Below are 24,212 nucleotides of genomic sequence, written 5' to 3' on the forward strand. Positions count from 1 at the left end.
GCCTCCCGCCCGGCAGCCCGGTTTGACGGTAGTTTGGAACCATGAGCCAACCCGCTTCGAGCTACAACGATGACCTGCGCCTTGCCCATGTACTGGCAGATTCGGTCGATTCCCAGACCATGAGCCGCTTCAAGGCGCTCGACCTTCGGATCGAGACGAAGCCCGACCTCACACCCGTCACCGATGCCGACAAGTCCGCGGAAGAGGCCATCCGCGGCCAGCTCTCCCGGTCACGTCCGCGTGACGCGGTCCTGGGCGAAGAGTTCGGCAGCTCGGGCCACGGTTCCCGCCGGTGGATCATCGACCCGATCGACGGCACGAAGAACTTTGTCCGCGGCGTCCCGGTCTGGGCCACCCTGATCGCCCTCGTCGATGAGGGCGAGCCGGTGGTCGGCGTCGTCAGCGCGCCGGCACTGGGCAAGCGCTGGTGGGCCGCCAAGGGTGCAGGCGCCTACACCGGCCGCTCGCTCGCCGCCGCCACACGGTTGAAGGTATCCAACGTCTCCAATCTCGAGGACGCGTCGCTGTCCTACTCCAGCCTTGGCGGCTGGAAGGAACGCGGGAACCTGGATGAGTTCCTGGGCCTGACCGAGGAAGTGTGGCGGACCCGCGCCTACGGTGACTTCTGGTCGTACTGCCTCGTGGCCGAGGGCGCCGTGGACATCGCCTGCGAACCCGAGCTGAATCTCTACGACATGGCCGCCCTGGTGCCGATCGTGACCGAGGCCGGCGGCCGCTTCACCTCGCTCGAAGGCGAGGACGGCCCCTTCGGGGGCAACGCCCTGGCCACCAATTCGATCCTGCACTCGGAAGTGCTCAAGCGGCTCAACCCCGGACTCGACGACCTCTTCCAGGCCCACCCGAACAACTGATCCGCGCCCGTAATAATCCGCTTCACAATCGGCGGCCGCCTTTTCCCCGGCTGCGCCAATGTCCTACGCTCGATGCAGGTCACGAGTGCCAGCGCTAAACCCCGGTTTGCTGGCCGGCAACCCTCCAGTCGCGGTGGGGTGCCCCGGGTGACGACCTGGCCGGTCCGGAACGGACCCGGCAAGCGCGGATTCCCACGGTGTGGGGTCCTGTTCGAGTGAGGTCCCATGACAACTGCCATTTTCCCCGTTGCCCCTGAATTCCATGCACGGCTTGCCCTCGCGGCCCGCCCGCTGGCAGCCGTCACCGGGGCCGAAATCCAGGCCCCGCTGATCACCGGCGGCCACGCGCGCTACGCCAACCTCGACTACGGCGCCTCCGCCCCGGCCCTGTCCGTGGTCTCGGCATACCTGAACGAAATCCTGCCGTACTACGCAAGCGTGCACCGCGGGGCCGGCTACGCATCGCAGATCAGCACCTCCGTCTACGAGAACGCCCGGGACATCGTGCGGGACTTCGTGGGCGGCCGGCCCGGCGATTCCGTGATCTTCACGCGCAACACCACCGATTCCCTGAACCTGCTGGCCGGCTGCCTGCCGCTGCGCGACGGGCGGCCCGCGGGCGAGGTCCTCTACCTCGACATCGAACACCACGCCAACCTCCTGCCCTGGCAGAATGTCCCGCACCGCAGCGTCGTGGCCGCCGCCACCCTCGCGGCCACCGTGGACCGCCTGCGCGACGAACTCGCCCGCGGCGGCGTCAGCCTGCTGGCCGTCACCGGCGCCTCCAACGTCACCGGGGAGATCCTCCCCATCCGGACCCTGGCCGCACTGGCGCACGAATACGGCGCCAGGATCGTTGTCGACGCCGCGCAGCTCGCCCCGCACCGGCGGATCAATATCGCCGCGGACGACGTCGATTACCTCGCCTTCTCGGGGCACAAGCTGTACGCCCCGTTCGGCGCCGGCGTGCTGGTGGGACGGACGGACTGGCTCGACGCCGGCACCCCGCACCTGGCCGGCGGCGGCGCGGTCCGCGATGCCCGGCTCGACTCCGTCAGCTGGACCACAGGACCCGCCCGGCACGAGGGCGGCTCGCCGAACGTCCTCGGTGCGGCGGCCCTCGCCCGCGCCACCCAGGTCATTGCAGCCCTGGACCCGGAGCAGTGGCAGGCCCACGAGGACGCCATCCGGTCCTTCCTCGTCGAGGGCCTCCAGGGCATCGAAGGGGTAACCGTGCACCGGATCTTTGCCGATTCTGCTTCCGATTCTTCCTCCGCTTCTTCCACTGGAGGCGATCAGCCGGACACCGGCACGATCGGCGTCGTGAACTTTTCCGTGGCAGGCTACGACGCCGGACTGGTGGCCGCCTACCTGTCGGCCGAACACGGCATTGGCCTGCGCGACGGCCGCTTCTGCGCCCACCCGCTGCTCAAGCGGCTCGGCCTGCCCGCCGGCTCCCTGCGGGCCAGCTTCGGCCTCGGCTCACGACTGGAGGACGCCGAACGCCTGCTGGCCGGCCTGCAGCAGCTGCGGCAAAACGGACTCGGCTGGGATTACGTGGTGGACGCCGGGCGCTGGGTGCCGGCCAACGATACCCGCAGCTACCCCCACTGGGCGCCGAACACCCCGGGCACGGCCGGCGCTGCGCCCTGCACCCTCGACTAGCGCAGGACCGGGGCCCGGCGCGGGTGCGGTAAATTCGAAAGGTATCTGTAACAAGCAGGACCTTCCCGAAGGAGATCGCACGTGGCAAGCGCCGGACCCAGGCTCCACAGCGGACCGAAGCTGCACAGCGAGCGGCGCCAGGAACTCGGACAAAGCTTCCAGGACGGCGGCGAGCACTATGAACGCGTCCGCCCCGGCTATCCGCAGGAGTCGGCCGACTGGCTGGTCCGGGCGGGAGCCAGGGACGCCGCGGACATTGGCGCGGGCACCGGGAAGTTCACTTCCCTTTTGGCAGAACGCGGACTGGCCACGGTGGCCGTGGACCCCTCTGCCGACATGCTTGAGCAGTTGCGCCGGACCCTGCCGGACGTCACCGCCATCGAGGGCAGCGCCGAGGACACCGGTCTCGAGCCGGAGTCCTTTGACCTGGTCACGGTTGCCCAGGCGTGGCACTGGTGCGACCCAGGCCTGGCCTGCGCCGAGATTGCCCGGATCCTGCGGCCGCACGGCGTGCTGGGCCTGATCTGGAACCAGCTGGACACCAGCGTGCCCTGGGTGCACCGGCTCTCCCGGATCATGCACGCCGGGGACGTCCACAAGCCACACTTCCGTCCGGCCGTGGGCCCCGAGTTCACCGGACTGGAGAGCCACCTGACGCGCTGGGAGGATTCCGTCACGGCGGAGGACATCCAGGAGCTGGCCAAGTCCCGCAGCTACTATCTCGCGGCATCGGACTCCACCCGGGCCAAGGTCACAGCCAACCTCGCCTGGTACCTGCACGAGCACCTGGGGCACACCCCAGGCGAGGTGCTCCGGCTGCCCTACCTGACCCAGACGTGGCGGGCCTTCCGGGCCTGATGCACGCTCACCCCGGATTCCCCCGGATTGCACGCAGCGCCCGCCAGGCCTATTGTTTCGGTATGCCTAATAATTTCTTATAGGCACACGAAACTTTGACACCGGCTGTTTTCCGGCCGGCGCCGATCATCGCGTCAACGCCGACGCGCCAATCACAGGAGCTGGCAGTGCTGGAGCTAACGGGACACGGGCAACCGGCGCAGGACGCCCCCACCTACAAACACCCGGGTGCCCGGAGGGCGCTGATCGGCCTGTTGGGACCGGCCTTCGTGGCGTCGATCGCCTACGTGGACCCCGGAAACGTGGCCGCCAACCTGACCGCCGGAGCGCAGTACGGCTACCTGCTCGTGTGGGTCCTCGTGGCCGCCAACGTCATGGCCGTCCTCGTCCAGTACCAGTCCGCCAAGCTCGGGATCGTCACGGGCAAGAGCCTTCCGGAGATCCTTGGTGAACGGCTCAAGCCGTTCTGGCGCCGCGCCTTCTGGGTGCAGGCCGAAGTTGTCGCCGCCGCCACCGATCTCGCGGAGGTGGTGGGCGGCGCAATCGCCCTGTACCTGCTTTTCGGCCTGCCCCTCCCCCTTGGCGCCCTGATTGTCGGCGCCGTGTCGATGCTCCTGCTCGCGGTCCAGGCCCGGCAGAAACAGCGGCCGTTCGAATTCATCATCATGTTCCTGCTCGGCATCATCACAGTCGGCTTCCTGGCCGGGCTTTTCATCAGCCCGCCCGATCCGGGAGCCGCCCTGGCCGGGCTCATGCCCGGCTTCCAGGGACCGGACACCGTCCTGTTGGCCGCCAGCATGCTCGGGGCCACCGTCATGCCGCACGCCATCTACGTCCACTCGGCCCTGTCCCGGGACCGGCACCGGCCGGACGAACACCTGCATGTTCCCCCGGCGGCCATCGCGCGCCTGGTCCGGGCCACCCGGTTCGACGTCGTGGCCGCCCTCGCGATCGCCGGACTGGTCAACATCGGCATGCTGCTCCTGGCCGCCTCCACCCTCGGCGGCGAAGAAGGCACGGACACGATCGAGGGCGCGCACGCCGCCATCACCGCCAATCTCGGTCCGATCGTCGGCGTGATCTTCGCGGTCGGGCTGCTCGCCTCCGGCCTGGCATCGACCTCAGTGGGCTGCTATGCCGGCGGCACCATCATGCAGGGCCTGCTCAAGATCCGGATCCCCGTCATGGCCCGGCGCGTCGTGACCCTCATCCCCGCCGTCGTGCTGCTGGCGGTGGGCTTCGACCCCACCTGGGCGCTCGTCCTGAGCCAGGTGGTCCTCAGCTTCGGGATTCCCTTTGTCCTGGTCCCGCTGGTGGTGCTGACCAGCAACAAAGCCCTGATGGGCCGGTTCGCCGACGGCCCGGCCCTCCGAGTCGCCGCCATCATCAGCGTGGTGCTCGTCGTGGCCCTTAACCTGGTCCTGCTGTCGCTCACTTTCTCCGGAGGCAGCTGACGGTAGGCTTAGGTCTGTGAAGACCAGTACGCCCTCCTCCTCGATCGAGGACTACGTCAAGGTCATCTATTCGTTCACCGAGTGGCAGCGCAAGCCCATCACCTCCACGCAGCTGGCGCAGCGCCTGGGCGTCGCCAACTCCTCGGTGTCGGAAATGGTCCGCAAACTCAAAGACCAGGGCCTCGTAGACCACAAGCCCTACAGCGCCGTCACGCTCACCAGCGATGGAGTCCGGCTCGCCCTGTCCATGGTCCGGCGGCACCGGCTGATCGAGACTTTCCTCGTCCGCGAGCTGGGATACCGCTGGGACGAGGTCCACGACGAAGCCGAACTCCTGGAGCACGCCGTCTCGGACACTTTTATTGAACGCATGGCGGCCAAGCTGGGGAACCCCACCCGGGACCCGCACGGCGATCCCATCCCGGCAGCCGACGGCTCGGTGCTGATGCCCGCCGCCCACCGCCTGAGCGAACTCGACGACGGCCACACCGGCCGGATCACCCGGATCAGCGACGACAACCCGGAGCTCCTGCGCTATCTCGCCGCAGAGGACATCGACCTCGACGCCGAAGTGGAGGTGGTGGGCCGGCGTCCCTTCGGTGGCCCCATGGTAGTGCGGATCGGTTCCGCCCCGGCACCGCGCGAATTCGATTTCGCCGACGAGGTCGCCTCGGCCCTCTGGGTCCACAGCGATGCCGGGCACGCCGGCTGCAGCGTCACGGAGAGCTGAGTGAAAGGTGCGCTGGACGAGCGCCGGGCCGTGCCGCGCCCCGGCGTGCCGGGCTGGAAGGCCTGGTCCGCCGTCGCCGTCGGCGGGCTGATCGGAACCGAGCTGCGTTTCGGCGCCGGCCTGATTTTTCCCGAAAGCGCCGGCGCGGTGCCGTGGACCACGTTGGCGATCAATGTCTCCGGGAGTTTCGTTCTGGCCACCCTGACCACCCTCTGGATCGCGCGGCCACAGACGGCTTTCTGGCTGCGGGCCGGCATCGGCCCCGGCCTCCTGGGTTCCTTCACCACCTTTTCGGCGCTGGTGATCGCCATTGACCAGCAGATCCGCGGCGGCTACCACGCCACGTGGCTGGCCTACCTCGGGCTCTCGCTCGTCCTGGGCCTCGGGGCCGCGGCGGCCGGCTGGAAAACCGGCAAGGCGATCGCCGACCTCCGCGGCGGTGCCCAATGATGACCGCGCTGGTGGTCGGGGCCTGCGGGGTGGCGGGAGCACTCCTGCGGTTCGCCGTCGACTCCTGGTTCGCGCACCATCAGGGCTCCCGACCGCACTGGCCCTGGGCGACGCTCACGGTCAACGTCGCCGGATCTTTCATCATCGGTTGGTCCATCGGCCTGACCGGCCACCTGGAGCTGGGCGCCGACTGGCACGCCGCGATCGCAACCGGTCTCGCCGGCGGCCTGACCACCTTCAGCTCATGGACCACCGCGACGGTCCGCCTGGTCAGCGAAGAGCGGTACCGGGCGGCGGCGCTCAACATCGGCGCGAACCTTCTCGCGGGGCTCACGGCCGCGGCGCTTGGGCTTGCCCTCGCCGGCTGAAAACCTCAGGCCGCCGCCGGTGTGGCGAGGGTAACACCGGGGCGCCCTGGTGGCTTCGGGCCGCCGTCGTTCCCGTATCGTTGAAGGATGGTTACCCGACGTGAAGCAGCCCAGATCCTCGACATTCCCCTGGAAATGGCGCACCGTCACGGCATTCCGCCCCGGCTGTCCGAGGCCGAGCTGGGCGAGCTGCTGGACAACCCGCCGGCGTGGCTGGTCCAGTCCAAGGAAAACCGCACCGGCAAGCGGCCCGTCTGGGTCCAGCTCACCTGTGCCGTCTGCGGATTCTCCGAAGCGGCCCGGCCCAAAAAATGGTGGCCGGAATTCACGTACGTCTGCTGCGTGCACCACGAGGCACGCGAGATCCCCGTGCTCGGGCCCGGGCTCGTGCGCAGTGTGTACGACGGCGTCGGCAGCCGTTTCGCAGGGATCGTGGACGCCGCCGTTCCCGAGGCGTAGCTTAAAAGACGGGGCTACCCCTGGCCCCTGCCGTGAGGGAGAGCACCATGCCTGACAAGACGCCGCACCAGAGCGTGTCGAAGAAGTCGGTTAAAACCATCAAGGAAAAACGGGCAGAGAAGAAGGCGAAACACATCGTCGATGCCCACACCGACCCCGTGGCACACATCAAGAAGCGCTGAAATATCGAGAGGCCGGAAGCCGTTGCTTCCGGCCTCTTGTCGTATTGGCCTGACACGTCGCGGCGGGCTGGGGGCTCACCCGAAATGGATGATGTGACAATCTCCCGTTGGCGGTTTAGTGGTCTTGGAATCCGACCGAGAGGTCCCATTCCGGGGCCATGTCCGCGGGGCAGTTCCAACCGTTGAGCGGCGCGGCCCCCATCGGAATCATTCGACGCGGGTGGTGACGGCCCGGCGGGGACCGCCCACACTAAGACCAGTGCGCCAGACAGCGTGCTCGACACAGACCGGAGGAATACCAGTGACAATCACACCGGAGACTGAGGCCCACGGGCCGGTCGACTTCGTACTCCTGGAGTTCCCCGTATCGGGACTGACGGGACAGGCGAGTGAGGAACTCGTTAAGCTCGTCGAGCAGGGCGTGATCCGCCTCTTCGATCTCCTCGTCGTCATGAAGAATGACGGCGGATCTGTCGAGGTGCTCGAACTCACCGACCCAGGCGGTCCGGCGGCGGGGTTCTCCTACTTCGAGGGAGCCCGGACCGGGCTCTTGGGCGATGACGACATCGCCGAGGCCTCGGCCGCGCTGCTCCCCGGGACTGTGGCCGCGCTGATCGTCTACGAGAACATCTGGGCGGCACCGTTCGTGGCGGCCGTTCGGGACAGCGGGGGCGAACTCATCGCGAGCACGCGGATCCCTGCTCCGGACGTGATGGAAGCACTCGATGCCCTCGAGGCCCTCGACGCCGAGACGACGGCACCCGCCGTGTCGCAGGCACCCGACGCGTAAGACACACAGGAAGCAATCCGACAGGAGAAAATTATGGGACTTCTCAGAGGTATAGGGCGGACGGCGGTGGTTGCCGGGACAGCCAGTGCAGTCAGCGGCCGGGTCCAGCGCCGCCAGGCCAACAAGTTTGCCGAGAAGGACGCCGCGACCGCGGCCAAGCAGCAGGAGGCCTACGATTCGCAGATGGCCCAGCAGGAGCCACCGCCGCAGGCCTACCAGCAGCCGGTCTACCAGCAGCCACCACCCCCTCCCCCGGCTGCCGGCGGCATCTCAAACGAAGCCCTCGAACAGCTCAAGCAGCTCGGGGCGCTGAAGGATCAAGGGATTCTCACGGAACAAGAGTTTGGCGTCCAGAAGGCGAAGATCCTCGGCATGTAGTGCCAAGCAACTGCAAAGAGGAGGGAAGTGTCGGAAGACGCTTCCCTCCTCTTTGGCTTTTAAGCACAAAACTCCCCGCCGGCAAAAGCCGGCGGGGAGTCTTGTGAACCCAATACGGGGTGGAGCGCCGTTGCCGGGCCCCTACGTGGAGATGGGGGGAATTGAACCCCCGTCCGATGTCGTGTTGTCAGGGCTTCTCCGGGCGCAGTTTGCGTTGGAATTTCTCGGCCCCAGCCATGCTGCAAACAGCTGGCTGATCCGGGCCCAGTCATCTAAGAGTCCCGTTTACCCCGATGACGGAGGTAAACAGCAGTGGCTATCTAAATGACGCCAGGATCCGGGGCAATAGCAACCTCGGGCTGACGGACTGTCTTACTGCTTAGGCAGCGAGAGCGAAGTCAGTGCGTTTTGATTCGGCACTTATTGGTTTGCAGACAGCGTTTACGAGATAATTCTGCATCCTCGGCCCGCTTCACCTGTCGCGACTAACATCGTCGAAACCGATCATCCCCGTATTTTTTTATCAAACCCGGACCGGACACTTTCGGATCCTTCCCGGACTACCAATCATAACGCACCGCCTCCGGGAAACATTCCCTGGCACCGTGACAGCCTGCGGCGCGCTAGCGGCGGTTGCGTTCGCGCATGACGCGCTGGGCCTCGCGCTTGTCCTGCTGTTCGCGCAGTGTCTGGCGCTTGTCATATTCCTTCTTGCCGCGGGCGACGCCGATTTCGACCTTCGCACGGCCGTCCACGAAGTACAGCTGCAGCGGCACGATCGTGAAGCCCGACTCGCGGATCTTGTGCGAGATCTTCGTGAGCTCTTCGCGGTGCAGCAGCAGCTTGCGACGGCGGCGTGCGGCGTGGTTCGTCCAGCTCCCCTGGTGATACTCGGGGATGTGGATGCCCTCCATCCACAGCTCGTCGTTGTAGAACGTGCAGAAGCCGTCCACCATCGAGGCATGGCCCTCGCGCAGGGACTTCACTTCCGTGCCCATCAGCGCGATGCCGGCCTCATAGGTGTCAAGGACGTGATAGTCGTGCCGGGCCTTGCGGTTGGTGGCCACTACCTTACGGCCACTTTCTTTGGGCACGGTAGGACTCCTCGGTTTGTTGGTGGTTCACTCCGGCCAGGTGGTGCGGAGTCTTTCCAGTTTACGGCAGGGCGCCCGCCTCAGCGGATGGCCCGCCGGATGGCCTGCCGGACTGCCCGGGCCGGACTACAGCAGGTTCATGGGGTCCACGGCCCGGCCGTTGAGCCAGGTCTCAAAGTGCGAGTGGCAGCCGGTGGAGTTGCCGGTGGTGCCTGAATAGGCGATCAGCTGCCCCTGGTTGACGTGCTGGCCGACCGAGACCGCCACGGAAGTGTTGTGGTAGTAAATCGTGGTCAGCGAGTTGCCCTGGACCACCCCGTGGGAAATCTTCACGTTGTTGCCGCCGCCGTCGTTGGCCCAGCCGGCCGAGAAGACGGTGCCGGCAGCCGCGGCGTAGACGGGCGTGCCGCAGGCGGCACCGAAGTCGATGCCGGTGTGCATGTAGCCGCCCTGGCCGTAGAAGTCGATGGTGCCCGGCGGCGTCGCCCGCCAGCCAAACCCGGAGGTGATCGGAATATTGCCTGGGAACGGGTGCTGCAGCCCGAAGGCCGACGGCGAGCCCTGGGCCGGCGGGACATACGGCTGGACCGCCTGTCCCTGCGCCCGGGCAGCTGCCGCCGCGGCCTCGGCAATGCGTCGCTGCTCGGCCAGCCAGGCCTCACGCAGCTTCCGGTCGCGTTCGGCGATCTCGGCGGCGACGGCGTCCTGCTGGGCCTTGACCTGCGCGAGCTGGTTCTGGATGCCGGGCTTGGCGGCCTGGAGTTGGGCGTCGAGCCGGGTGGTGTCGGCAATCAGCTTGTCGACGGCGGCCTTCTTGGCTGCAGCCTCGTCCCGGGCGGCCTTTTCCCGGGCCAGTGCGGCGTCGGCTTTGGCTTTGAGGTCGGTGATTTCAGCCTCGACGGCGGCCAGCCGGGCCTGCGCGTTGACGTTGGTGGCGCTCTGCTGGGTGAGCTTGTCCATCGCGGAGTTCTGGCTGCGCAGGGCCTGGTCCGCGAGGTCGATGGTGTCCGTCAGGCTGCTGCCCTGGTTCGACCCGAAGAACAGGGACAGGTTGGATGGGACGCCGCCGGACTTGTAGGCCTGCGTGGCGATCTGCCCGATCAGCTTCCGGGTGTCCGCGATCTTCTGTTTGTCCGCTTCCAGCTGCTGCGTGATTTTTGCCTTGTTCTGCTGCGCCAGGTCCACACGGGCCGCGAGGGCCTGCACTTCCTGGACCGCTCCGGCCACCCGGCCCTGGGCGTCCGTGAGCGCCTGCTGGGCGCCGGGGAGCTGGCCCTGGTACAGGACCAGGTCTGCCGCGGCCTGGGCGATCTTGCCGTCCACGAATTCGAGGGAGTGCTGGACCCGGGCCGCCTCCTCGCGCAGCGCGGCCTGCTGGTCCTCAAGGTCGTCGGCGAATGCCGCCGGACCCGAGGCCCCCATGGTCCCGGCCAGGACCAGCGCCAGGGTGGCGCTGATCATCCGGCTGCGGCGCCCCACCAGGCGGAGCCGGAGGGATTGCCGGAGGGGGCGGCGGGCCATCGGTGTCATAAGCATTCCCTTTTCGTTGCGCAAAGCTAGACCCGCAAGTACCGGCGGAGGGTCAGCAGGGAGGAAATTCCGGCCAGGACAACGCCCAGGCCAATCAGGGCAGGTACCAGGATCAGGGTCTGCCCGGGTGAGATAAACGCGGTGTCCGGATACTGCTTGGACAGGACGCCTTCGAGGAAGAAGCGGGCCACGGCCCACAGGGTGCCGGAGGCCAGGGCGGCACCGATGACCGCGGCGATGACGCCTTCGAGGATGAACGGGAGCTGGATGACCATCTTGGACGCGCCCACCAGGCGCATGATGCCTGTTTCCCGGCGGCGGCTGAACGCGGAGAGCCGGATGGTGGTTGCGATCAGCAAAATGGCGCAGATGATCATGACTCCGGCAATGCTCACGGCCACCAGGGACGCGGCGTTCATGGCCGAGAACAGCCGCTCCAGCAGCTGCCGCTGGTCGATCACGGTCTCTACCCCTGCCTGGGAGGAGAAGGTCTCGCTGATGATCTCGTACTTCTCCGGGTCCTTCATGTTGATCCGGAAGGACGCCGGCAACTGGTCCGGGGTCACGGAGTCAACGATCGGGGAATTGGAGAACTGTTCCTTGAAGTGCTTGTAGGCGTCGTCCTTGGACTCGTATTGGAAGTCGTTGACGTACTGCGCCACCGCGGGCGACTTCAGCAGCGTGCGCAGGTTGTCCTCCTGCTCCGGCGTCGCCGGACCGGTGGCGCAGCCGGGTGCCGTCGAACCGTCACTGCAGAGGAAGATGGCCACCTGGACTTTGTCGTACCAGTAGCCCTTCATCTGGTTGATCTGCAGCTGCAGCATGCCGGCGGCGCCGACGAAGGTCAGCGACACGAAGGTCACCAGGATCACGGAGATCACCATGGACAGGTTGCGGCGCAGGCCGCTGCCGATCTCGCCCAGGACGAATGCAAGCCTCACGCCTGGCCCTCCCCTGCGGTGCGGAACTCGGCGCGGGCTTCGGCGCGCGAGCCGGCCCGGGGCGGGATAACTTGCGGCTGTTCGTCCCGTCCGCTGGCGTCGCGCAGGCGGCGCGACTGGCCCACGACGGGAATCATGGAGGTGTAGAGGGCCTTGGCCTCGTCGCGGATCACGACCCCGTTCTTCAGTTCCACCACCCGTTTGCGCATTTCGTTGACGATGTCGTCGTCGTGAGTGGCCATCACCACGGTGGTGCCGTTCTGGTTGATCTTGTCCAGCACGCCCATGATGCCCATCGAGGTGGTGGGGTCCAGGTTTCCGGTCGGCTCGTCGGCCAGCAGGATGCCGGGGCGGTTCACGACGGCGCGGGCGATCGCCACGCGCTGCTGCTCGCCGCCTGAGAGTTCGTGCGGGAGACGGTTTTCTTTGCCTTCCAGGCCGACGGTCTTCAGGACCTCGGGGACGGTGTCGCGGATGACGCTGCGGCTCTTGCCGATGACCTGCATGGCGAAGGCGACGTTGGCGAAGACGGTTTTCTGCGGCAGCAGGCGGAAGTCCTGGAAGACGACGCCGATTCCGCGGCGCAGGCGCGGCACGCGCCAGCTGGAGATGTTTGCGACGTTCTGGCCGGCCACGTAGACGGCGCCGGAGGAGGCACGGTCCTCTTTGAGGACCAGGCGCAGGAAGGTCGATTTGCCGGAGCCGGAGGCGCCGACGAGGAAGGCGAATTCGCCACGGTCGATCTCAAGGTTGATCGAATCCAGCGCCGGCCGCGCCTTCTGGTCATAGACCTTGGTGACATTTTCGAAACGGATCATGGCCCTTAGTACCCTGCAGGACATGGCCGCGAGGGCCCGGTTCTGCTGCCGGCGCAAGGGCTTTCGTTTGGGGGAAGTAGAGCTCCGGCCCCTCGACTATACGCACGGGTAACGGCGGAACCGCCGGAACGGCGGGGCGTGTCGCGCGATTGTCAGGGACCTCCCAGTGGAGGCGCCCGGCCGGGCGCCGGGCCTACTTCTCGGCGTTGCGGTTGTCCGTCCGCCAGCGGATGCCGGCGTCGATGAAGTCGTCGATTTCGCCGTCGAACACGGCCGAGGTGTTGCCGACCTCATGCTCGGTGCGGAGGTCCTTGACCATCTGGTACGGGTTCAGGACGTAGGAGCGCATCTGGTCGCCCCACGAGGCTTTGACGTCGCCGGCGAACGCCTTCTTCTCGGCGTCCTCCTGTTCCTTCTTCAGCAGCAGGAGGCGGGACTGCAGCACGCGCAGGGCGGCGGCGCGGTTCTGCAGCTGCGATTTCTCGTTCTGCATCGACACCACGGTGCCGGTGGGGATGTGGGTGAGGCGCACCGCGGAGTCCGTGGTGTTGACCGACTGCCCGCCGGGGCCGGAGGAGCGGAAGACGTCCACGCGGATCTCGTTGTCCGGGATGTCGATGGAGTCCGTCTGCTCGATCAGCGGGATCACTTCCACGGCCGCGAACGAGGTCTGGCGGCGGCCCTGGTTGTCGAACGGGCTGATCCGGACCAGGCGGTGGGTGCCGGCCTCGACGCTGAGCGTGCCGAAGGCGTAGGGCGCTTTGACCTCGAAGGTGGCGGACTTCAGCCCGGCTTCTTCGGCATAGGAGGTATCCATGATGGTGGTCGGGTAGCCGTGGCGTTCGGCCCAGCGCAGGTACATGCGCAGCAGCATTTCGGCGAAGTCCGCCGCGTCCACGCCACCGGCGCCGGCGCGGATGGTCACCACGGCTTCGCGCTCGTCGAACTCGCCGGAGAGCAGGGTGACGACTTCAAGGTCGGCCAGCGCCTTGCGGACCGATTCGAGTTCCGCGGCGGCCTCACCCATGGAGTCGGCGTCGTCCTCGTCCTGGCCGAGTTCCACGAGGACCTCGAGGTCGTCGATCCTGGCCACGAGCTTGTTGAGCCGCTCGAGTTCGGTCTGCTTGTGCGAGAGCTTCGAGGTGATGACCTGCGCCGCGGCGGGGTCGTCCCACAGATTGGGTTCACCGGCCCGCTCGCTGAGCTCGGCGATGTCTTCCTTGAGCGCCTCGACGTTCGAGACGTTCTCGATGGACGTGTAGGTGGCCCGCAGCGCGCGGATTTCAGCGGGAAAATCAATGTTTGCCATGGTTTTTTAAGCCTACGCTATGTGTCCTAGCCCCCTGACCCTGCCGGTTGCCCTGTATCCGGGTGACCTGTCACTTGGGTTGCCTGACGGCCTGGTTGGCAGCATCTACAGATAGGGCAACCGGAGTGGCGGGCCAGCAGCTCACCGGCTGAGGCGGGAGCGCGCCGTGGACGTCGCCTCGATCCGGATGCCGTCCGGCACCAGGAAGTTCACCACCGGCGGGTGGACGGCTGCACTCAGGACGACGACGGCGGTGGCGCCGTCCGGGCTGCCGGTCCCCGGCGCCACGCTTAGGGCGCTGAAGCGCTCGAACGCGCCGTTGCGGCCCAGATAGTCGACGGCGGCGCTGCGAACCCTCGCCCCGCTGAGGACGGCGGACGGTGTGCCGCCGGAGTTGCCCAGCTGGCCGAGCGTGAAGCTGTCCGCGGCGGCCACCGAGGCGCCGTCAGCGAGGGAGAGCAGTTTCTTGTGTTCGAGGTAGACGCTGGAGGCCGCCATTACGACGGTGGCGACCAGCAGGGCAATCAGCATGAAGCCGATGCTCAGCACCAGCACCTGTCCCTCCTGCCGGCGGGGCCCGGGCCGGCCCCTCACCGGAACCTGCCCACCAGTTGGGTTGCCGACGCGCTGAGCTGGCTCGCGTTCAGATGCAGTGCGCCGCTGAACGGCACAAACGGCAGGGGAACGGTGAGGCGGACGGTGACTGTCACCGCCGAGCCGGGAGCCAGGCAATCGGCAGGCTCGCAGCGGGTGTCGACGGTGGCGTTTCCCGCCGGCTGGCCGTAATCGGCGAGCGCCAGCAGCACGGCTTGCTCTGCCGCTGCCCGGCCGCTTGCCGCGTCCGGCTGGGCCACGTAGACCTTGGCGGCCTGGTCGGCGGCGCCCACGACTGCGAACGACCCGCCCTGGATCTGGCCCACGGTGATGATGAAGTACACCAGCGGCACCATCAGCAGCGCGGACAAGAAGACGAACTCGACCACGGCACTCCCCTGTTCCGGTGAGGCGGCGTGCTCCGGCCATTCAACGCTGGATTGCCGCATGGCCCTTCACCTCCAAGAGCGCCCGGGGACCGATGAAGCCGATGACCGGCAGGGGTGCCCGGACGGTCACCTCGAGTGTGCGGATGCCCTGGAACGTCGATTCGCTTGTCCCCACATCCCGCGCGAAATCCGCGTTGAGCGCTGCCGTGATCAGCTGGACAGTCCGTTCCTTGGCGTCCCCGTCGTTGCGGTCGGCCAACGTGCCGTATCTGGCGCCCGAGGCGGCGGCGTCGATCAGCGTATTCCGGACGTGAAGTACCAGGGTGAGCTGCACGATCGCGAGGAAGAGCAAGGTGAGCAACGCACCGATCAGCACGAAGTCCACCACTGCAGCGCCCCGCTCTACGCCTTTGCGGTTTTCCCCGCTATCGATCTGGCGCCCGGTCCCCCCGCCCTGGGCTGCCATTGCCTACTGTCCGACCTTGTCCATGGCCTGGTTGAAGAGTCCCTCAAGCGCAGGACCGGCGAGGGCGAGAAGGGCGGCCACGAGGACTGCCGACATGAGGGTGATCATGACCCAGCCGGGGACGTCCCCGCGCTGGGGATGGGCGGTACCCACGTCAGAGTGGTCCCCCGCCCGCGCTTGCGACGGAGCAGACCACCAAGTCAACATGCTGAGCGCGCAGGCCGCCACTGCAGCCCGGGTTCCGAAGTTCTTCATCGTGTCCTCTTTCCTGGTTCTCTGGTTCTCTGTTTGCTGGTTTTCTGTTGTTCCGGAGTCCTGTTTTTGGATCTGATGGTTGGTGACGTGTCGCCGGCAGATCGTGCACCGTGTGCCCCTGGCTGGCCGGCCGGCTGCAGGGCGTCCTTCGTATCCTGTTCCCTCCTCGTACGACTTTTCTTGAGTCCTGCCCGTGCCGGCCGGTGGGCAGCCGCCGGCTGTCCGTCGTCGTCGTTCGCCAGGTACCTAGAGTCCGAGACTGATGGCGGCCAGACCGGGGAAGACGGCGAAGATGACCGTGAGCGGAAGGACGCCAAAGACCAGCGGCACCATCATGCCGATTTCCTTCTTGCCGGCGGACTCCATGAGCTCCCTCTTGGCTGTGTCCCGGACATCCTGTGCCTGCGCCCGGAGGACGTCGGCGAGGGGTGTTCCACGTTCGACGGCCACGATCATCCCGTCCACGAAACGGAGCAACGGTCCTTGATCAGTCCTGGACGAGAACTCGTGGAGGGCCTCCACGAGGGGCTTGCCGGACCTGGTCTCGGCGAGGACACGGCCGAATTCCTGCGAGAGCTCACCCCGCGCGCTGCGGCAGACCCTGTCCAGGGCACCGGTGGCACTTTCGCCGGCGCTGACGGCCAGGGCCATGAGTTCGGCGATGCTCGGAAACTCCGCCATCATCCGCGCCTCCCGTTTCTTGATGTGCGCGCCCAACAGGTAGTCCCGGAGCAGGAACCCGCCGACGGCGCTGCCCACGACGGCCACGACGGCGACGAACGGGCTGAAGCGGCCGATCGAGCCGGCGAGCGCCACAACGCCGACGGCGAGGACGAAGCCGCCGGCCGCCCAGAGGAGTTGCTCAGCCCGGAAGTCCAAGGCTGTTTTGGCGCTGCCGGCGCGGGCGAGCCTGCGGTTTAACGCCGTCGCGCCAAGGTTGATCCGGCCCAGGGACCTGGCACCGTCTCGGAACGCCGGGCGGAGGATCCGTTCGAGCGGCCCAAACGGTGTGACATTCCGCGGGACGGTGCGCAAAAGCCGGGATTCGAGGTTGTGGGTTCTCAGCTGCGGTTCGATACGTTCGACGAACGTCGTTGGGCGCATAAAGGGGAGCCGGACGAGGAACAGCCACAGGCCCGCCCCGAGCACGGCCCCGCACACCGTGGCGCCGGCCATCAGGCCGGTCATCGGAGGACCCGCTGTTCTTCCGGCAGCGCCCCGATACGCAGCATGATGGCGTAGGACAGCAGGGAGACGGCAAGGCCGCCCAAAAGGACGGCAGCGCCGAGCGGGGTGTTATACGCCATCACAGCCTCAGGACGGCTGGCCAGCAACACCAGGACAATCCAGGGCGCAGCGACGGCGAGGCGTGCGGCGTTGACGGTCCAGGATTGCCTTGCCTCCAGCTCACTCCGGGTCCTGGCGCTTTCCCGCAGGAACTCCGCGAGGGTGCCCAGCAGCCTCCCGAGGTCCGAACCGCCCACCTCCCGGGTGAGCCGGAGGGCCTCGACGATCCGGTCCGCCACGGGATCGGCCAGACGGTCCTTGAGCCGGGTGAGTGAGGGATCGAACTGGCCTCCCGACCGGTAGTCGGAGCCAAAGTCCACAAACACGTGGCGAAGCTCCACGGGGCCCTTGTCGCCCAGCTGGATAAGAGCCTCTGGCAGCGACAGGCCGGCCCTGATGGCTGAGCGCAAATGATCAACGACGTCGGGCCAGAGCTGGCGGAGGACAGCCGTGCGCTTTCTGGCACGCCACCGGACCATCGCCATCGGCAGCCAGCCGCCAAAGAGGCCAAAGCATCCCGAGATCGGCCATGACCCGGTAACTGCGAAGAACGCGAGCGTTGTGAAGGCCCCGAGTCCAAGGCACGAGGCGAGCAGCCCTGCCGCGCTGACCTTTTCGATGCCCGCCGACCGCAGGAGGTCCTCAAGCCGGCTGGTCCGGGGCCTGCGCCGCCCGCTCTCAGGCGTCTCCCACGCGGACCACCAGATCAGCAGGAGGCCGGCGCCGCCCAGCATCCCGACCAGCGGCGCCATCACCGCTGCTCCAGCAGCGCAGCGACGTCGTACCCGGATCGGGCAAACTTTTCCGCGGCGGGCATGGAGTTGGCCTTGGGCAGAAGCTGCCCGTCCGACATCGTGAACACCATGGATGACTCGATGATCCCGTTTTCCACCCGGCGGCCCAGGGACAGGATCTCGGTGACCTGTCGCCGCCCGCTGGTGTGCCTGCTGCAATGGACCACCAGATCGATGCAGGACGCGACGGTGGGCACTACGAACGCGCTGGAGATGTTGTCGCCGGCGAGCAGCGGCAGCGTGCAGATTTTCGTCACGGCATCATGGGCGGAGTTCGCATGCACGGTGCACATTCCGGGAAGGCCGGAATTCAAAGCGATGAGCATGTCCAGGCTCTCGGCCTCCCGGACTTCCCCGACCACCATCCGGTCCGGCCGCATGCGCAGGGCCTCCTTGACCAGGCGGCGCAGCGGAATCTCCCCCTGCCCCTCCAGGTTCGGCTGACGGCACTGAAGACCGACGACGTCGCGGAGCGGCAACTGCAGTTCAAAGATTTCCTCCACCGTGATGACCCGTTCGCGGGTGCCGATGCTGGCGGCGAGGCAGTTGAGCATGGTGGTTTTGCCCGCCTGGGTGGCGCCCGAGACCAGGATGTTGAGGCCGCTGGCGACGGCCGCGCCGAGGAACCTGGCCGCCTGCGGGGTGAGCGTTCCCAGCTCCACCAGGTGCTCGAGCCGGCTGGCTTTGACGACGAACTTGCGGATGTTGATTGCCCAGTGACGCCGGGTGACGTCCGGGATCACGACGTGCAGCCTGGAGCCGTCCGGGAGCGCCGCGTCCACGAACGGCGAGGACATGTCCAGGCGCCGGCCTGAGCTCTTCAACATCCGTTCCACAAGGTCCCGGACTTGCTGGTCCGTCAGCGAAACGGAGGTCAGTTCCGATTCGCCGTTGCGCGCCACATAGATTTCATTCGGCGCATTGAGCCAGATTTCCTCGATGCCCGGATCGTCGAGGAGAGGCTGGAGCGCACCAAAGCCCGCCACAGCGTCGAAGACGAATCTCCGGGCCGACTCCAACGGGCCCAGCGGGGGCAGCGGCGCCAGGAGGGCCCGTTCGTCGTAGTCGCTGACAGCCGCCTCGACCAGGCGCCGGACTTCGCCGGACTCCCGCAGGGGGTCAAGGCCCCGCCGGCGGATCAGCTCACGGACCTCGTCCTCAACAATGCGTACAGCCTCCACCTGGACCCCCATATGACTGCCGCCCCGGTGCCGGCGCGATGGGGTTAAAACTAGGGGCGGGCAACCGGTCCGGCAAGGGGTGCCGTGGGTGCATGTGGATAACCGCTTGGTTTCAACATGACAACTTTCACTTTGGTAACTCTTGAATCACTGGTCTCAGATGTCGGCCGATGTTAGGGTGAGCGCGTTAAGTCAGACATTCTCTCAGCCCGGCCAGCTCTCTTCGTAGCCCCTCGGGCGCGAGACCGTGTGGCGCGGCTCCCACAGCGTGCCATTGCCCCGGAGCGGAACATGAAGCGCACCCTTTACCCCCCCACCAGCCACCGATGCCGCCGGGCAGGGGCCATTCTCCTCGCCGCCACCCTGCTGGCCATCACCGGCGTTCCGTCGCCGGCAACCGCCGTCGAGCAGCCGGCCACGCCCCCGGCGTCTGCCACCCCTTCTGCCAGCCCGTCGCCGACGGCCACGAGCACCGTGCCGGCGGCATCCGCAACGGCCCGCCCGGCCGCCACGGCACCTGCACCGGCCGCCCCGGCGCCGGCACCGACCGCAACGCAGGCAGCGACCGCAACCCAGGCGGCGGCACAGTCCGCGGCGCTGGCAGGCGGCGTCAAGGACCGGGCGGCCATGGCCGCGGCGGTCGGCCCCGGTGGCGCCGAGATGGGCCAGCGCTCCGCCCGGGTCAGCGTTCCGTCGCCACTTCTGAAGGCGACCACCGAGTCCGCCGCCATTGAATCGCTCACCACGCAGGGCACGTGGTCGCCGTCGTACGGGGTCAAAGGCCTGGACGTCAGCGGCCACCAGACCAGCGTCAACTGGCAAAGCCAGTGGAACATGGGGGCCCGCTTCGCCTACGTCAAGGCCAGCGAAGGAAACTACTTCACCAATGATTCCTTCGGCGCCCAGTACGACGGCGCCCGCAGCGTCGGGATGATCCGGGGCGCCTACCACTTCGCGATCCCGAACTGGTCATCGGGAGCCGACCAGGCACGCTTCTTCGTCCAGAACGGCGGCGGCTGGAGTGCCGACGGCCGGACCATGCCCCCGGTCCTCGACTTCGAATTCAACCCTTACGCCGGCCGAACCATCAACGGCTTCTACTTCGGCAACACCTGCTACGGCATGTCCCCTTCGCAGCTGACGTCCTGGGTGCGCGACTTCGGGAACACCATGCGGGCCCTCACGGGCCGCCTTCCCGTCATCTACACCAACACGTCGTGGTGGAACCAGTGCACGGCCAACGCGGCGGGCTTCGGCGACTACCCGCTGTGGGTCGCGTCCTACCCGCTCTCCGCCACGGACAACGCCGGGCCCGTCCCCTCCAGCTGGAGCGTTTTCAGCATGTGGCAATACAGCAGCACCGGGCCGTTCGTGGGTGACTCCAATATCTGGAACGGCGACTATGCCTCACTCCAGCGCTTCGCCGGGACGCCGCTGCCCACCGGGTCCTTCGACGACCTCTCCGTAACCCGCGACGGCGCCGCGGTCTTCCTGCGCGCCCGGGGCTGGTCGGCAGACCTGGCGAGGACGTCGTCCTCGATCCAGACCCACATTTACGTGACTGATCCGTCCGGGACCACGAAAGGCTACGCCTGGCAGGCCAACCAGCCCCGGCCCGATGTTGACCAGGCCCTCGGCTACGGTCCGTTGCACGGCTTCGACGGCACGGTCCGGATCACGGCTTCGGGCACGTACAAGGTCTGTGCCTACGCCATCGGGTCCTTCGGCAACACACTCCTGGACTGCAAGTCCATCCGGGCCACCGGGGTGGAGGCACCGACGGGGTCCTTCGACAGCTTCGGCCAGGTCCGCACGGCAGACAAGGTCACCCTGCAGCTCAAGGGCTGGGCAGCCGACCTCGCCAACCCCTCGGCCTCCAGCTATGCCGACGCCTACGTCACCGACCCGGCCGGGAAAACCACCGGGTACCGGATGACGGCCAACGTCGCACGGAAGGATGTCGCGGACGCGACGGGCCTGGGGCTGGCCCACGGCTTCGACTACCAGGTCAAAGCCACCGTTCCGGGATCGTACCGTGCGTGCGTCTACGGGATCGGGCGAAACGCCAACGTGCTGCTGTCCTGCAAGACCACAAACGTCGAGGCCAACCCCGCACCCTTCGGCTCCTACGATTCGGTGTCCCTCACCCAGGCGCCCAACGCCGCGAACTTCCAGGTGAGCGGGTGGGCACTGGATCCGGTGCAGCCAGGCAAGAGCGTGCCCGTGCACGTCTACGTCCAGTCGCCGAACGGAACCAACCCCGGCTACGCCTTCACCGCGAACCGCCCGCGTCCGGACGTCAACGCCGCGCTGCAGACGGTCGGTGACCACGGATTCCAGGTCTCGGTCCCGCTGACCCGGGCCGGGAAGTACACCGTGTGCGCCTATGCCATCGGCATCGCCCCGGTCACGGCCGGCAACACCCTGCTGGGCTGCAAGTCCATCAGCGCGGCCCCGACCCCCGCCACCATGGGTTACCTGGATGGGGCCTCGATCCAGGTCGCCAGCGGCAAAGCCTCCATCAAGGCCTCCGGCTGGACCCTGGATCCGTCCTTCCCCGCCTCATCGATCCCGGACCACGTCTACGTGACCTCGCCTGACGGGATCCGGAAGGGGTACGCCTTCATGGCCGACCAGAAGCGCCCGGACGTCAACCGGGCCCTCGACACGGTCGGAAACCACGGCTTCACGTCATCGGTCCCCATCACCCAGCGCGGCCAGTACCGGGTGTGCGCCTACGGCGTCGCGGTCTCGATGCTGAGCCTGAACAATTCCCTGCTGGGGTGCCAAACGCTCACCTATTAGCGGCCCTGGCTGACGCCGGACCACGCACAACGCAGACCGGCCCCCGCACATGCGGGGGCCGGTCTGCGTTGTGGTGCCTGGGGCTGACCGTTAAGGACCGTTAAATCAGGAACCGAGGTAGTCGCTCAGCCGCTCCGCCGCGGAAGGAACGGTGAACCCGGTCGCCTTGATCTTGTCCAGGTTAAGGGCGCTGTTCAGCGGCCGCGGCGAGACGGCCTTGCCCTTGAAGTACTCCTCGGTGCTCACACCGGTCACGGCCTCCCGCGGCTTGCCGGAGAGTTCGTAGACGTCCGCGGCGATGTCCGCCCAGGACTGCTGCTCGCCGTCGTTGCTGAGGTTGTAGACGCCGTACTCGGCGCCCGATTCCAGCAGGTGCCGGATGCCGGCGGCGATGTCTTCGGTGAAGCTCAGCCGCCCGATCTGGTCATCAACCACCGACGGTTCGATGCCGCGCTCGGCCAGCGAGGCCATGGTGCGGACAAAGTTGTTGCCCTCGCCGATCACCCAGCTCGTGCGCACAATGTAGTGCCGGGGCACCACACTGACGACGGCGTCGCCCGCGGCTTTGGTCTGGCCGTAGACGCCCAGCGGCGCCACCGGCTCCGATTCGTCGTGCGTGGCGCGCGTGCCGTCGAAGACATAGTCCGAGGACACGTGCACCAGGGTGAGGTCGTGTTCGACGGCGGTGCGGGCCAGCCGCGTCACGGCCGTGACGTTGACCGCCCAGGCGGCCGCGCGGCCCTCGGCCGACTCGGCAGCATCCACGGCGGTGTAGGCCGCGGTGTTGATGATCGTGGAGTAGTTCGTCCAGTTCCGTCCGGCGAAGGCCTCCTCGCTGCCGAGGTCAAACTCGTCCCGGCCGGCAAACTCAACGGACGGGTCGCCGTCGTACTGCCGGCGCAGCGCCTTGCCGAGCTGGCCGTTGGCGCCGACCACGAGGACCTTCTTCGGCGGCATCGGCGTGACGTCCGCCAGGCGCGGGTGCGCCTTGTCCTTGTCCGAGAGCTCGGCCTGGCCCAGCGGCACCGGCCAGCTGATGGCCGCGGTCTCGTCGGCGAGGTTCAGGAACGTGTACTGGCCCTGGGCGTCGGCGGACCAGTGGTCGTTGACGAGGTACGTGTAGGCGGTGTTGTCCTCCAGCGTCTGGAAGGCGTTCCCCACCCCGCGGGGAATGAAGATGGCCTGGCTGGGGTCCATCTCGGCGGTGAACACGGCGCCGAAGGTCGGGCCTTCGCGCAGGTCCACCCAGGCGCCGAAAATCCTGCCGGTGGCCACGGAGATGAACTTGTCCCACGGCTCGGCATGGATGCCGCGGGTGGTGCCGGCGGATTCGTTGAACGAGATGTTGTTCTGCACCGGACGGAAGTCGGGCAGGCCAAGCGCCACCATCTTTTCCCGCTGCCAGTTCTCCTTGAACCAGCCCCGGTTGTCACCGTGGACCGGAAGGTCGTAGAGGACGACGCCGGGGATCGGGGTTTCGTGCGCTGTGAGCTTCTTCGAGAACTCGATCGACATAATCTACTGGCCTTGTTCCTTGTACTTCGCTTCCGTGGCGGCCTTCTGGGGCCGCCACCAGTCCTCGTTGTTCCGGTACCAGGCGATGGTGTCTTCGATGCCGGCCTCGAAGTTGGAGAACTGCGGCTTCCAGCCGAGTTCCTCGCGCAGCTTGGAGGAGTCGATGGCGTACCGCATGTCGTGGCCGGGCCGGTCCACCACGTGCTCGTACGCGTCCGGCGCCTGGCCCATGTGCTTGAGGATCAGTTCGACGACGTCCTTGTTGTTCTTCTCGCCGTCGGCGCCGATCAGGTAGGTCTCCCCGATCCGGCCCCCGGCGATGATCGCCAGGACAGCGGACGAGTGGTCGTTGGCGTGGATCCAGTCACGGACGTTCTCGCCCTTGCCGTACAGCTTGGGACGGATGCCGTCGATCACGTTGGTGATCTGGCGCGGGATGAACTTCTCCACATGCTGGTACGGACCGTAGTTGTTGGAGCAGTTGCTGATGGTTGCCTGCAGGCCGAAGGACCGCACCCAGGCGCGGACCAGCAGATCCGAGCCCGCTTTGGTGGAGGAATACGGGCTGGAGGGGTTGTAGGGCGTGCTCTCGGTGAACCGCTCCGGGTCATCGAGTTCGAGATCGCCGTAGACCTCGTCGGTGGAGATGTGGTGGAAGCGCTTGTTGTGCTTCCGCGCGGCCTCGATCAGGGTGTAGGTCCCGATGATGTTGGTGTCCAGGAACGGGCGCGGATCGTGCAGCGAGTTGTCGTTGTGGGATTCCGCGGCGTAGTGCACCACGACGTCGGACCCGGCAACCAGGCGCTCCACCACGGCGGCGTCGCAGATGTCGCCCTGCACCAGCGTGAACCGGTCTGCAGGCAGGCCCGCCAGCGACTCCACATTGCCCGCGTAGGTGAGCTTGTCGAGGACCGTGACGTGGTGGTCGGTGTTCTCCAGTACGTAGTGGACGAAATTGGAGCCGATGAAGCCGGCGCCGCCGGTGACGAGGAGTTTCTGCATGAGGCCAGCTTACCGAAAGGCCGTTG

The 24,212-nt window shown here is 67.1% G+C and carries 26 protein-coding genes, 1 other RNA gene and 1 riboswitch; of the genes, 12 read left to right on the top strand and 15 right to left on the bottom strand.

Going from position 1 to position 24,212, the window contains the following annotated elements:
• Positions 1-41 precede the first annotated feature (41 nt).
• From hisN to AC1D1W_RS07300, 11 genes are all read left to right on the top strand, one after another.
• Positions 42-872 (top strand): histidinol-phosphatase, encoded by an 831-nt coding sequence (gene hisN, locus AC1D1W_RS07250; RefSeq protein WP_028277489.1) that lies wholly within the window; start codon positions 42-44, stop codon positions 870-872.
• Between the two features lie 77 nt (positions 873-949).
• Positions 950-1,063: riboswitch (SAM riboswitch) on the top strand.
• Between the two features lie 34 nt (positions 1,064-1,097).
• A complete protein-coding gene (locus AC1D1W_RS07255; protein WP_243181227.1) occupies positions 1,098-2,537 on the top strand; it encodes an aminotransferase class V-fold PLP-dependent enzyme in 1,440 nt (479 codons plus the stop codon).
• Positions 2,538-2,618: 81 nt separating this feature from the next.
• Complete coding sequence (locus tag AC1D1W_RS07260; RefSeq protein ID WP_243181226.1) at positions 2,619-3,395, top strand: class I SAM-dependent methyltransferase; 777 nt, start codon at positions 2,619-2,621, stop codon at positions 3,393-3,395.
• 167 nt (positions 3,396-3,562) lie between these two features.
• Positions 3,563-4,849: an Nramp family divalent metal transporter gene (locus AC1D1W_RS07265; RefSeq protein ID WP_476943325.1), complete on the top strand. Its 1,287-nt coding sequence runs from the start codon at positions 3,563-3,565 to the stop codon at positions 4,847-4,849.
• A 16-nt stretch (positions 4,850-4,865) separates the two neighbouring features.
• Complete coding sequence (locus tag AC1D1W_RS07270; protein WP_243181225.1) at positions 4,866-5,579, top strand: metal-dependent transcriptional regulator; 714 nt, start codon at positions 4,866-4,868, stop codon at positions 5,577-5,579.
• Positions 5,580-6,029, top strand: coding sequence for a fluoride efflux transporter FluC (locus AC1D1W_RS07275; RefSeq protein WP_243181224.1), 450 nt, complete (start codon positions 5,580-5,582; stop codon positions 6,027-6,029). It begins immediately after the preceding gene.
• Positions 6,029-6,397: a fluoride efflux transporter FluC gene (locus AC1D1W_RS07280; RefSeq protein ID WP_476943336.1), complete on the top strand. Its 369-nt coding sequence runs from the start codon at positions 6,029-6,031 to the stop codon at positions 6,395-6,397. The genes AC1D1W_RS07275 and AC1D1W_RS07280 overlap by 1 nt, the downstream gene beginning before the upstream one ends.
• A gap of 87 nt (positions 6,398-6,484) precedes the next feature.
• Complete coding sequence (locus AC1D1W_RS07285; RefSeq protein WP_476943326.1) at positions 6,485-6,856, top strand: hypothetical protein; 372 nt, start codon at positions 6,485-6,487, stop codon at positions 6,854-6,856.
• 47 nt (positions 6,857-6,903) lie between these two features.
• Complete coding sequence (locus AC1D1W_RS07290; RefSeq protein WP_018775274.1) at positions 6,904-7,038, top strand: hypothetical protein; 135 nt, start codon at positions 6,904-6,906, stop codon at positions 7,036-7,038.
• Positions 7,039-7,339: 301 nt separating this feature from the next.
• Positions 7,340-7,828 carry a DUF6325 family protein gene (locus tag AC1D1W_RS07295; protein ID WP_476943327.1) on the top strand — a complete coding sequence of 163 codons (489 nt, stop codon included), beginning with the start codon at positions 7,340-7,342 and terminating at the stop codon, positions 7,826-7,828.
• Positions 7,829-7,861: 33 nt separating this feature from the next.
• Entirely contained in the window at positions 7,862-8,206 is a 345-nt protein-coding gene (locus AC1D1W_RS07300) for an SHOCT domain-containing protein (protein ID WP_243181221.1), read from the top strand.
• 143 nt (positions 8,207-8,349) lie between these two features.
• Here AC1D1W_RS07300 and ssrA read toward each other — a convergent pair.
• The 13 genes from ssrA to AC1D1W_RS07365 all read right to left on the bottom strand — a co-directional run bounded on the left by ssrA (position 8,350) and on the right by AC1D1W_RS07365 (position 18,864).
• Positions 8,350-8,718: a transfer-messenger RNA gene (gene ssrA, locus AC1D1W_RS07305) on the bottom strand.
• Positions 8,719-8,829: 111 nt separating this feature from the next.
• Positions 8,830-9,300, bottom strand: a complete 471-nt coding sequence (smpB, locus tag AC1D1W_RS07310) for an SsrA-binding protein SmpB (RefSeq protein WP_026266743.1) — start codon at positions 9,298-9,300, stop codon at positions 8,830-8,832.
• 126 nt (positions 9,301-9,426) lie between these two features.
• On the bottom strand, positions 9,427-10,830 hold the full coding sequence (locus AC1D1W_RS07315) for a peptidoglycan DD-metalloendopeptidase family protein (protein ID WP_476943337.1): 1,404 nt from the start codon (positions 10,828-10,830) through the stop codon (positions 9,427-9,429).
• 26 nt (positions 10,831-10,856) lie between these two features.
• Complete coding sequence (ftsX, locus tag AC1D1W_RS07320) at positions 10,857-11,771, bottom strand: permease-like cell division protein FtsX (protein WP_028276034.1); 915 nt, start codon at positions 11,769-11,771, stop codon at positions 10,857-10,859.
• Complete coding sequence (gene ftsE / locus AC1D1W_RS07325) at positions 11,768-12,589, bottom strand: cell division ATP-binding protein FtsE (RefSeq protein ID WP_043435207.1); 822 nt, start codon at positions 12,587-12,589, stop codon at positions 11,768-11,770. Before ftsE ends, ftsX begins: the two co-directional genes overlap by 4 nt.
• Positions 12,590-12,782: 193 nt before the next feature.
• Positions 12,783-13,898, bottom strand: a complete 1,116-nt coding sequence (prfB, locus tag AC1D1W_RS07330) for a peptide chain release factor 2 (RefSeq protein ID WP_028276033.1) — start codon at positions 13,896-13,898, stop codon at positions 12,783-12,785.
• Between the two features lie 141 nt (positions 13,899-14,039).
• Entirely contained in the window at positions 14,040-14,453 is a 414-nt protein-coding gene (locus AC1D1W_RS07335; RefSeq protein WP_243181219.1) for a pilus assembly protein TadG-related protein, read from the bottom strand.
• A gap of 35 nt (positions 14,454-14,488) precedes the next feature.
• The gene (locus AC1D1W_RS07340; protein WP_243181218.1) at positions 14,489-14,941 is read right to left on the bottom strand and encodes a hypothetical protein; all 453 of its coding nucleotides are present in this window, start codon (positions 14,939-14,941) and stop codon (positions 14,489-14,491) included.
• Positions 14,922-15,347, bottom strand: a complete 426-nt coding sequence (locus AC1D1W_RS07345) for a TadE family protein (protein ID WP_084475966.1) — start codon at positions 15,345-15,347, stop codon at positions 14,922-14,924. The genes AC1D1W_RS07340 and AC1D1W_RS07345 overlap by 20 nt, the downstream gene beginning before the upstream one ends.
• Before the next feature lie 3 nt (positions 15,348-15,350).
• On the bottom strand, positions 15,351-15,554 hold the full coding sequence (locus tag AC1D1W_RS07350; RefSeq protein WP_476849007.1) for a hypothetical protein: 204 nt from the start codon (positions 15,552-15,554) through the stop codon (positions 15,351-15,353).
• A 294-nt stretch (positions 15,555-15,848) separates the two neighbouring features.
• The gene (locus tag AC1D1W_RS07355; RefSeq protein ID WP_476943328.1) at positions 15,849-16,790 is read right to left on the bottom strand and encodes a type II secretion system F family protein; all 942 of its coding nucleotides are present in this window, start codon (positions 16,788-16,790) and stop codon (positions 15,849-15,851) included.
• Positions 16,787-17,641 carry a type II secretion system F family protein gene (locus tag AC1D1W_RS07360; RefSeq protein ID WP_243181215.1) on the bottom strand — a complete coding sequence of 285 codons (855 nt, stop codon included), beginning with the start codon at positions 17,639-17,641 and terminating at the stop codon, positions 16,787-16,789. The genes AC1D1W_RS07355 and AC1D1W_RS07360 overlap by 4 nt, the downstream gene beginning before the upstream one ends.
• Positions 17,641-18,864: a TadA family conjugal transfer-associated ATPase gene (locus tag AC1D1W_RS07365; RefSeq protein ID WP_243181214.1), complete on the bottom strand. Its 1,224-nt coding sequence runs from the start codon at positions 18,862-18,864 to the stop codon at positions 17,641-17,643. The genes AC1D1W_RS07360 and AC1D1W_RS07365 overlap by 1 nt, the downstream gene beginning before the upstream one ends.
• 291 nt (positions 18,865-19,155) lie before the next feature.
• Here AC1D1W_RS07365 and AC1D1W_RS07370 point away from each other — a divergent pair, with 291 nt between their 5' ends.
• The gene (locus tag AC1D1W_RS07370; RefSeq protein ID WP_476943329.1) at positions 19,156-21,669 is read left to right on the top strand and encodes a lysozyme; all 2,514 of its coding nucleotides are present in this window, start codon (positions 19,156-19,158) and stop codon (positions 21,667-21,669) included.
• Between the two features lie 105 nt (positions 21,670-21,774).
• Here AC1D1W_RS07370 and AC1D1W_RS07375 read toward each other — a convergent pair whose 3' ends face one another.
• Both AC1D1W_RS07375 and rfbB read right to left on the bottom strand, forming a co-directional pair.
• Positions 21,775-23,184, bottom strand: a complete 1,410-nt coding sequence (locus AC1D1W_RS07375) for a sugar nucleotide-binding protein (protein ID WP_476943330.1) — start codon at positions 23,182-23,184, stop codon at positions 21,775-21,777.
• A gap of 3 nt (positions 23,185-23,187) precedes the next feature.
• Positions 23,188-24,186, bottom strand: a complete 999-nt coding sequence (gene rfbB / locus AC1D1W_RS07380; protein ID WP_243181211.1) for a dTDP-glucose 4,6-dehydratase — start codon at positions 24,184-24,186, stop codon at positions 23,188-23,190.
• Positions 24,187-24,212: the final 26 nt, after the last annotated feature.

The sequence above is a fragment of the Arthrobacter sp. P1_B4 genome (assembly GCF_056406555.1).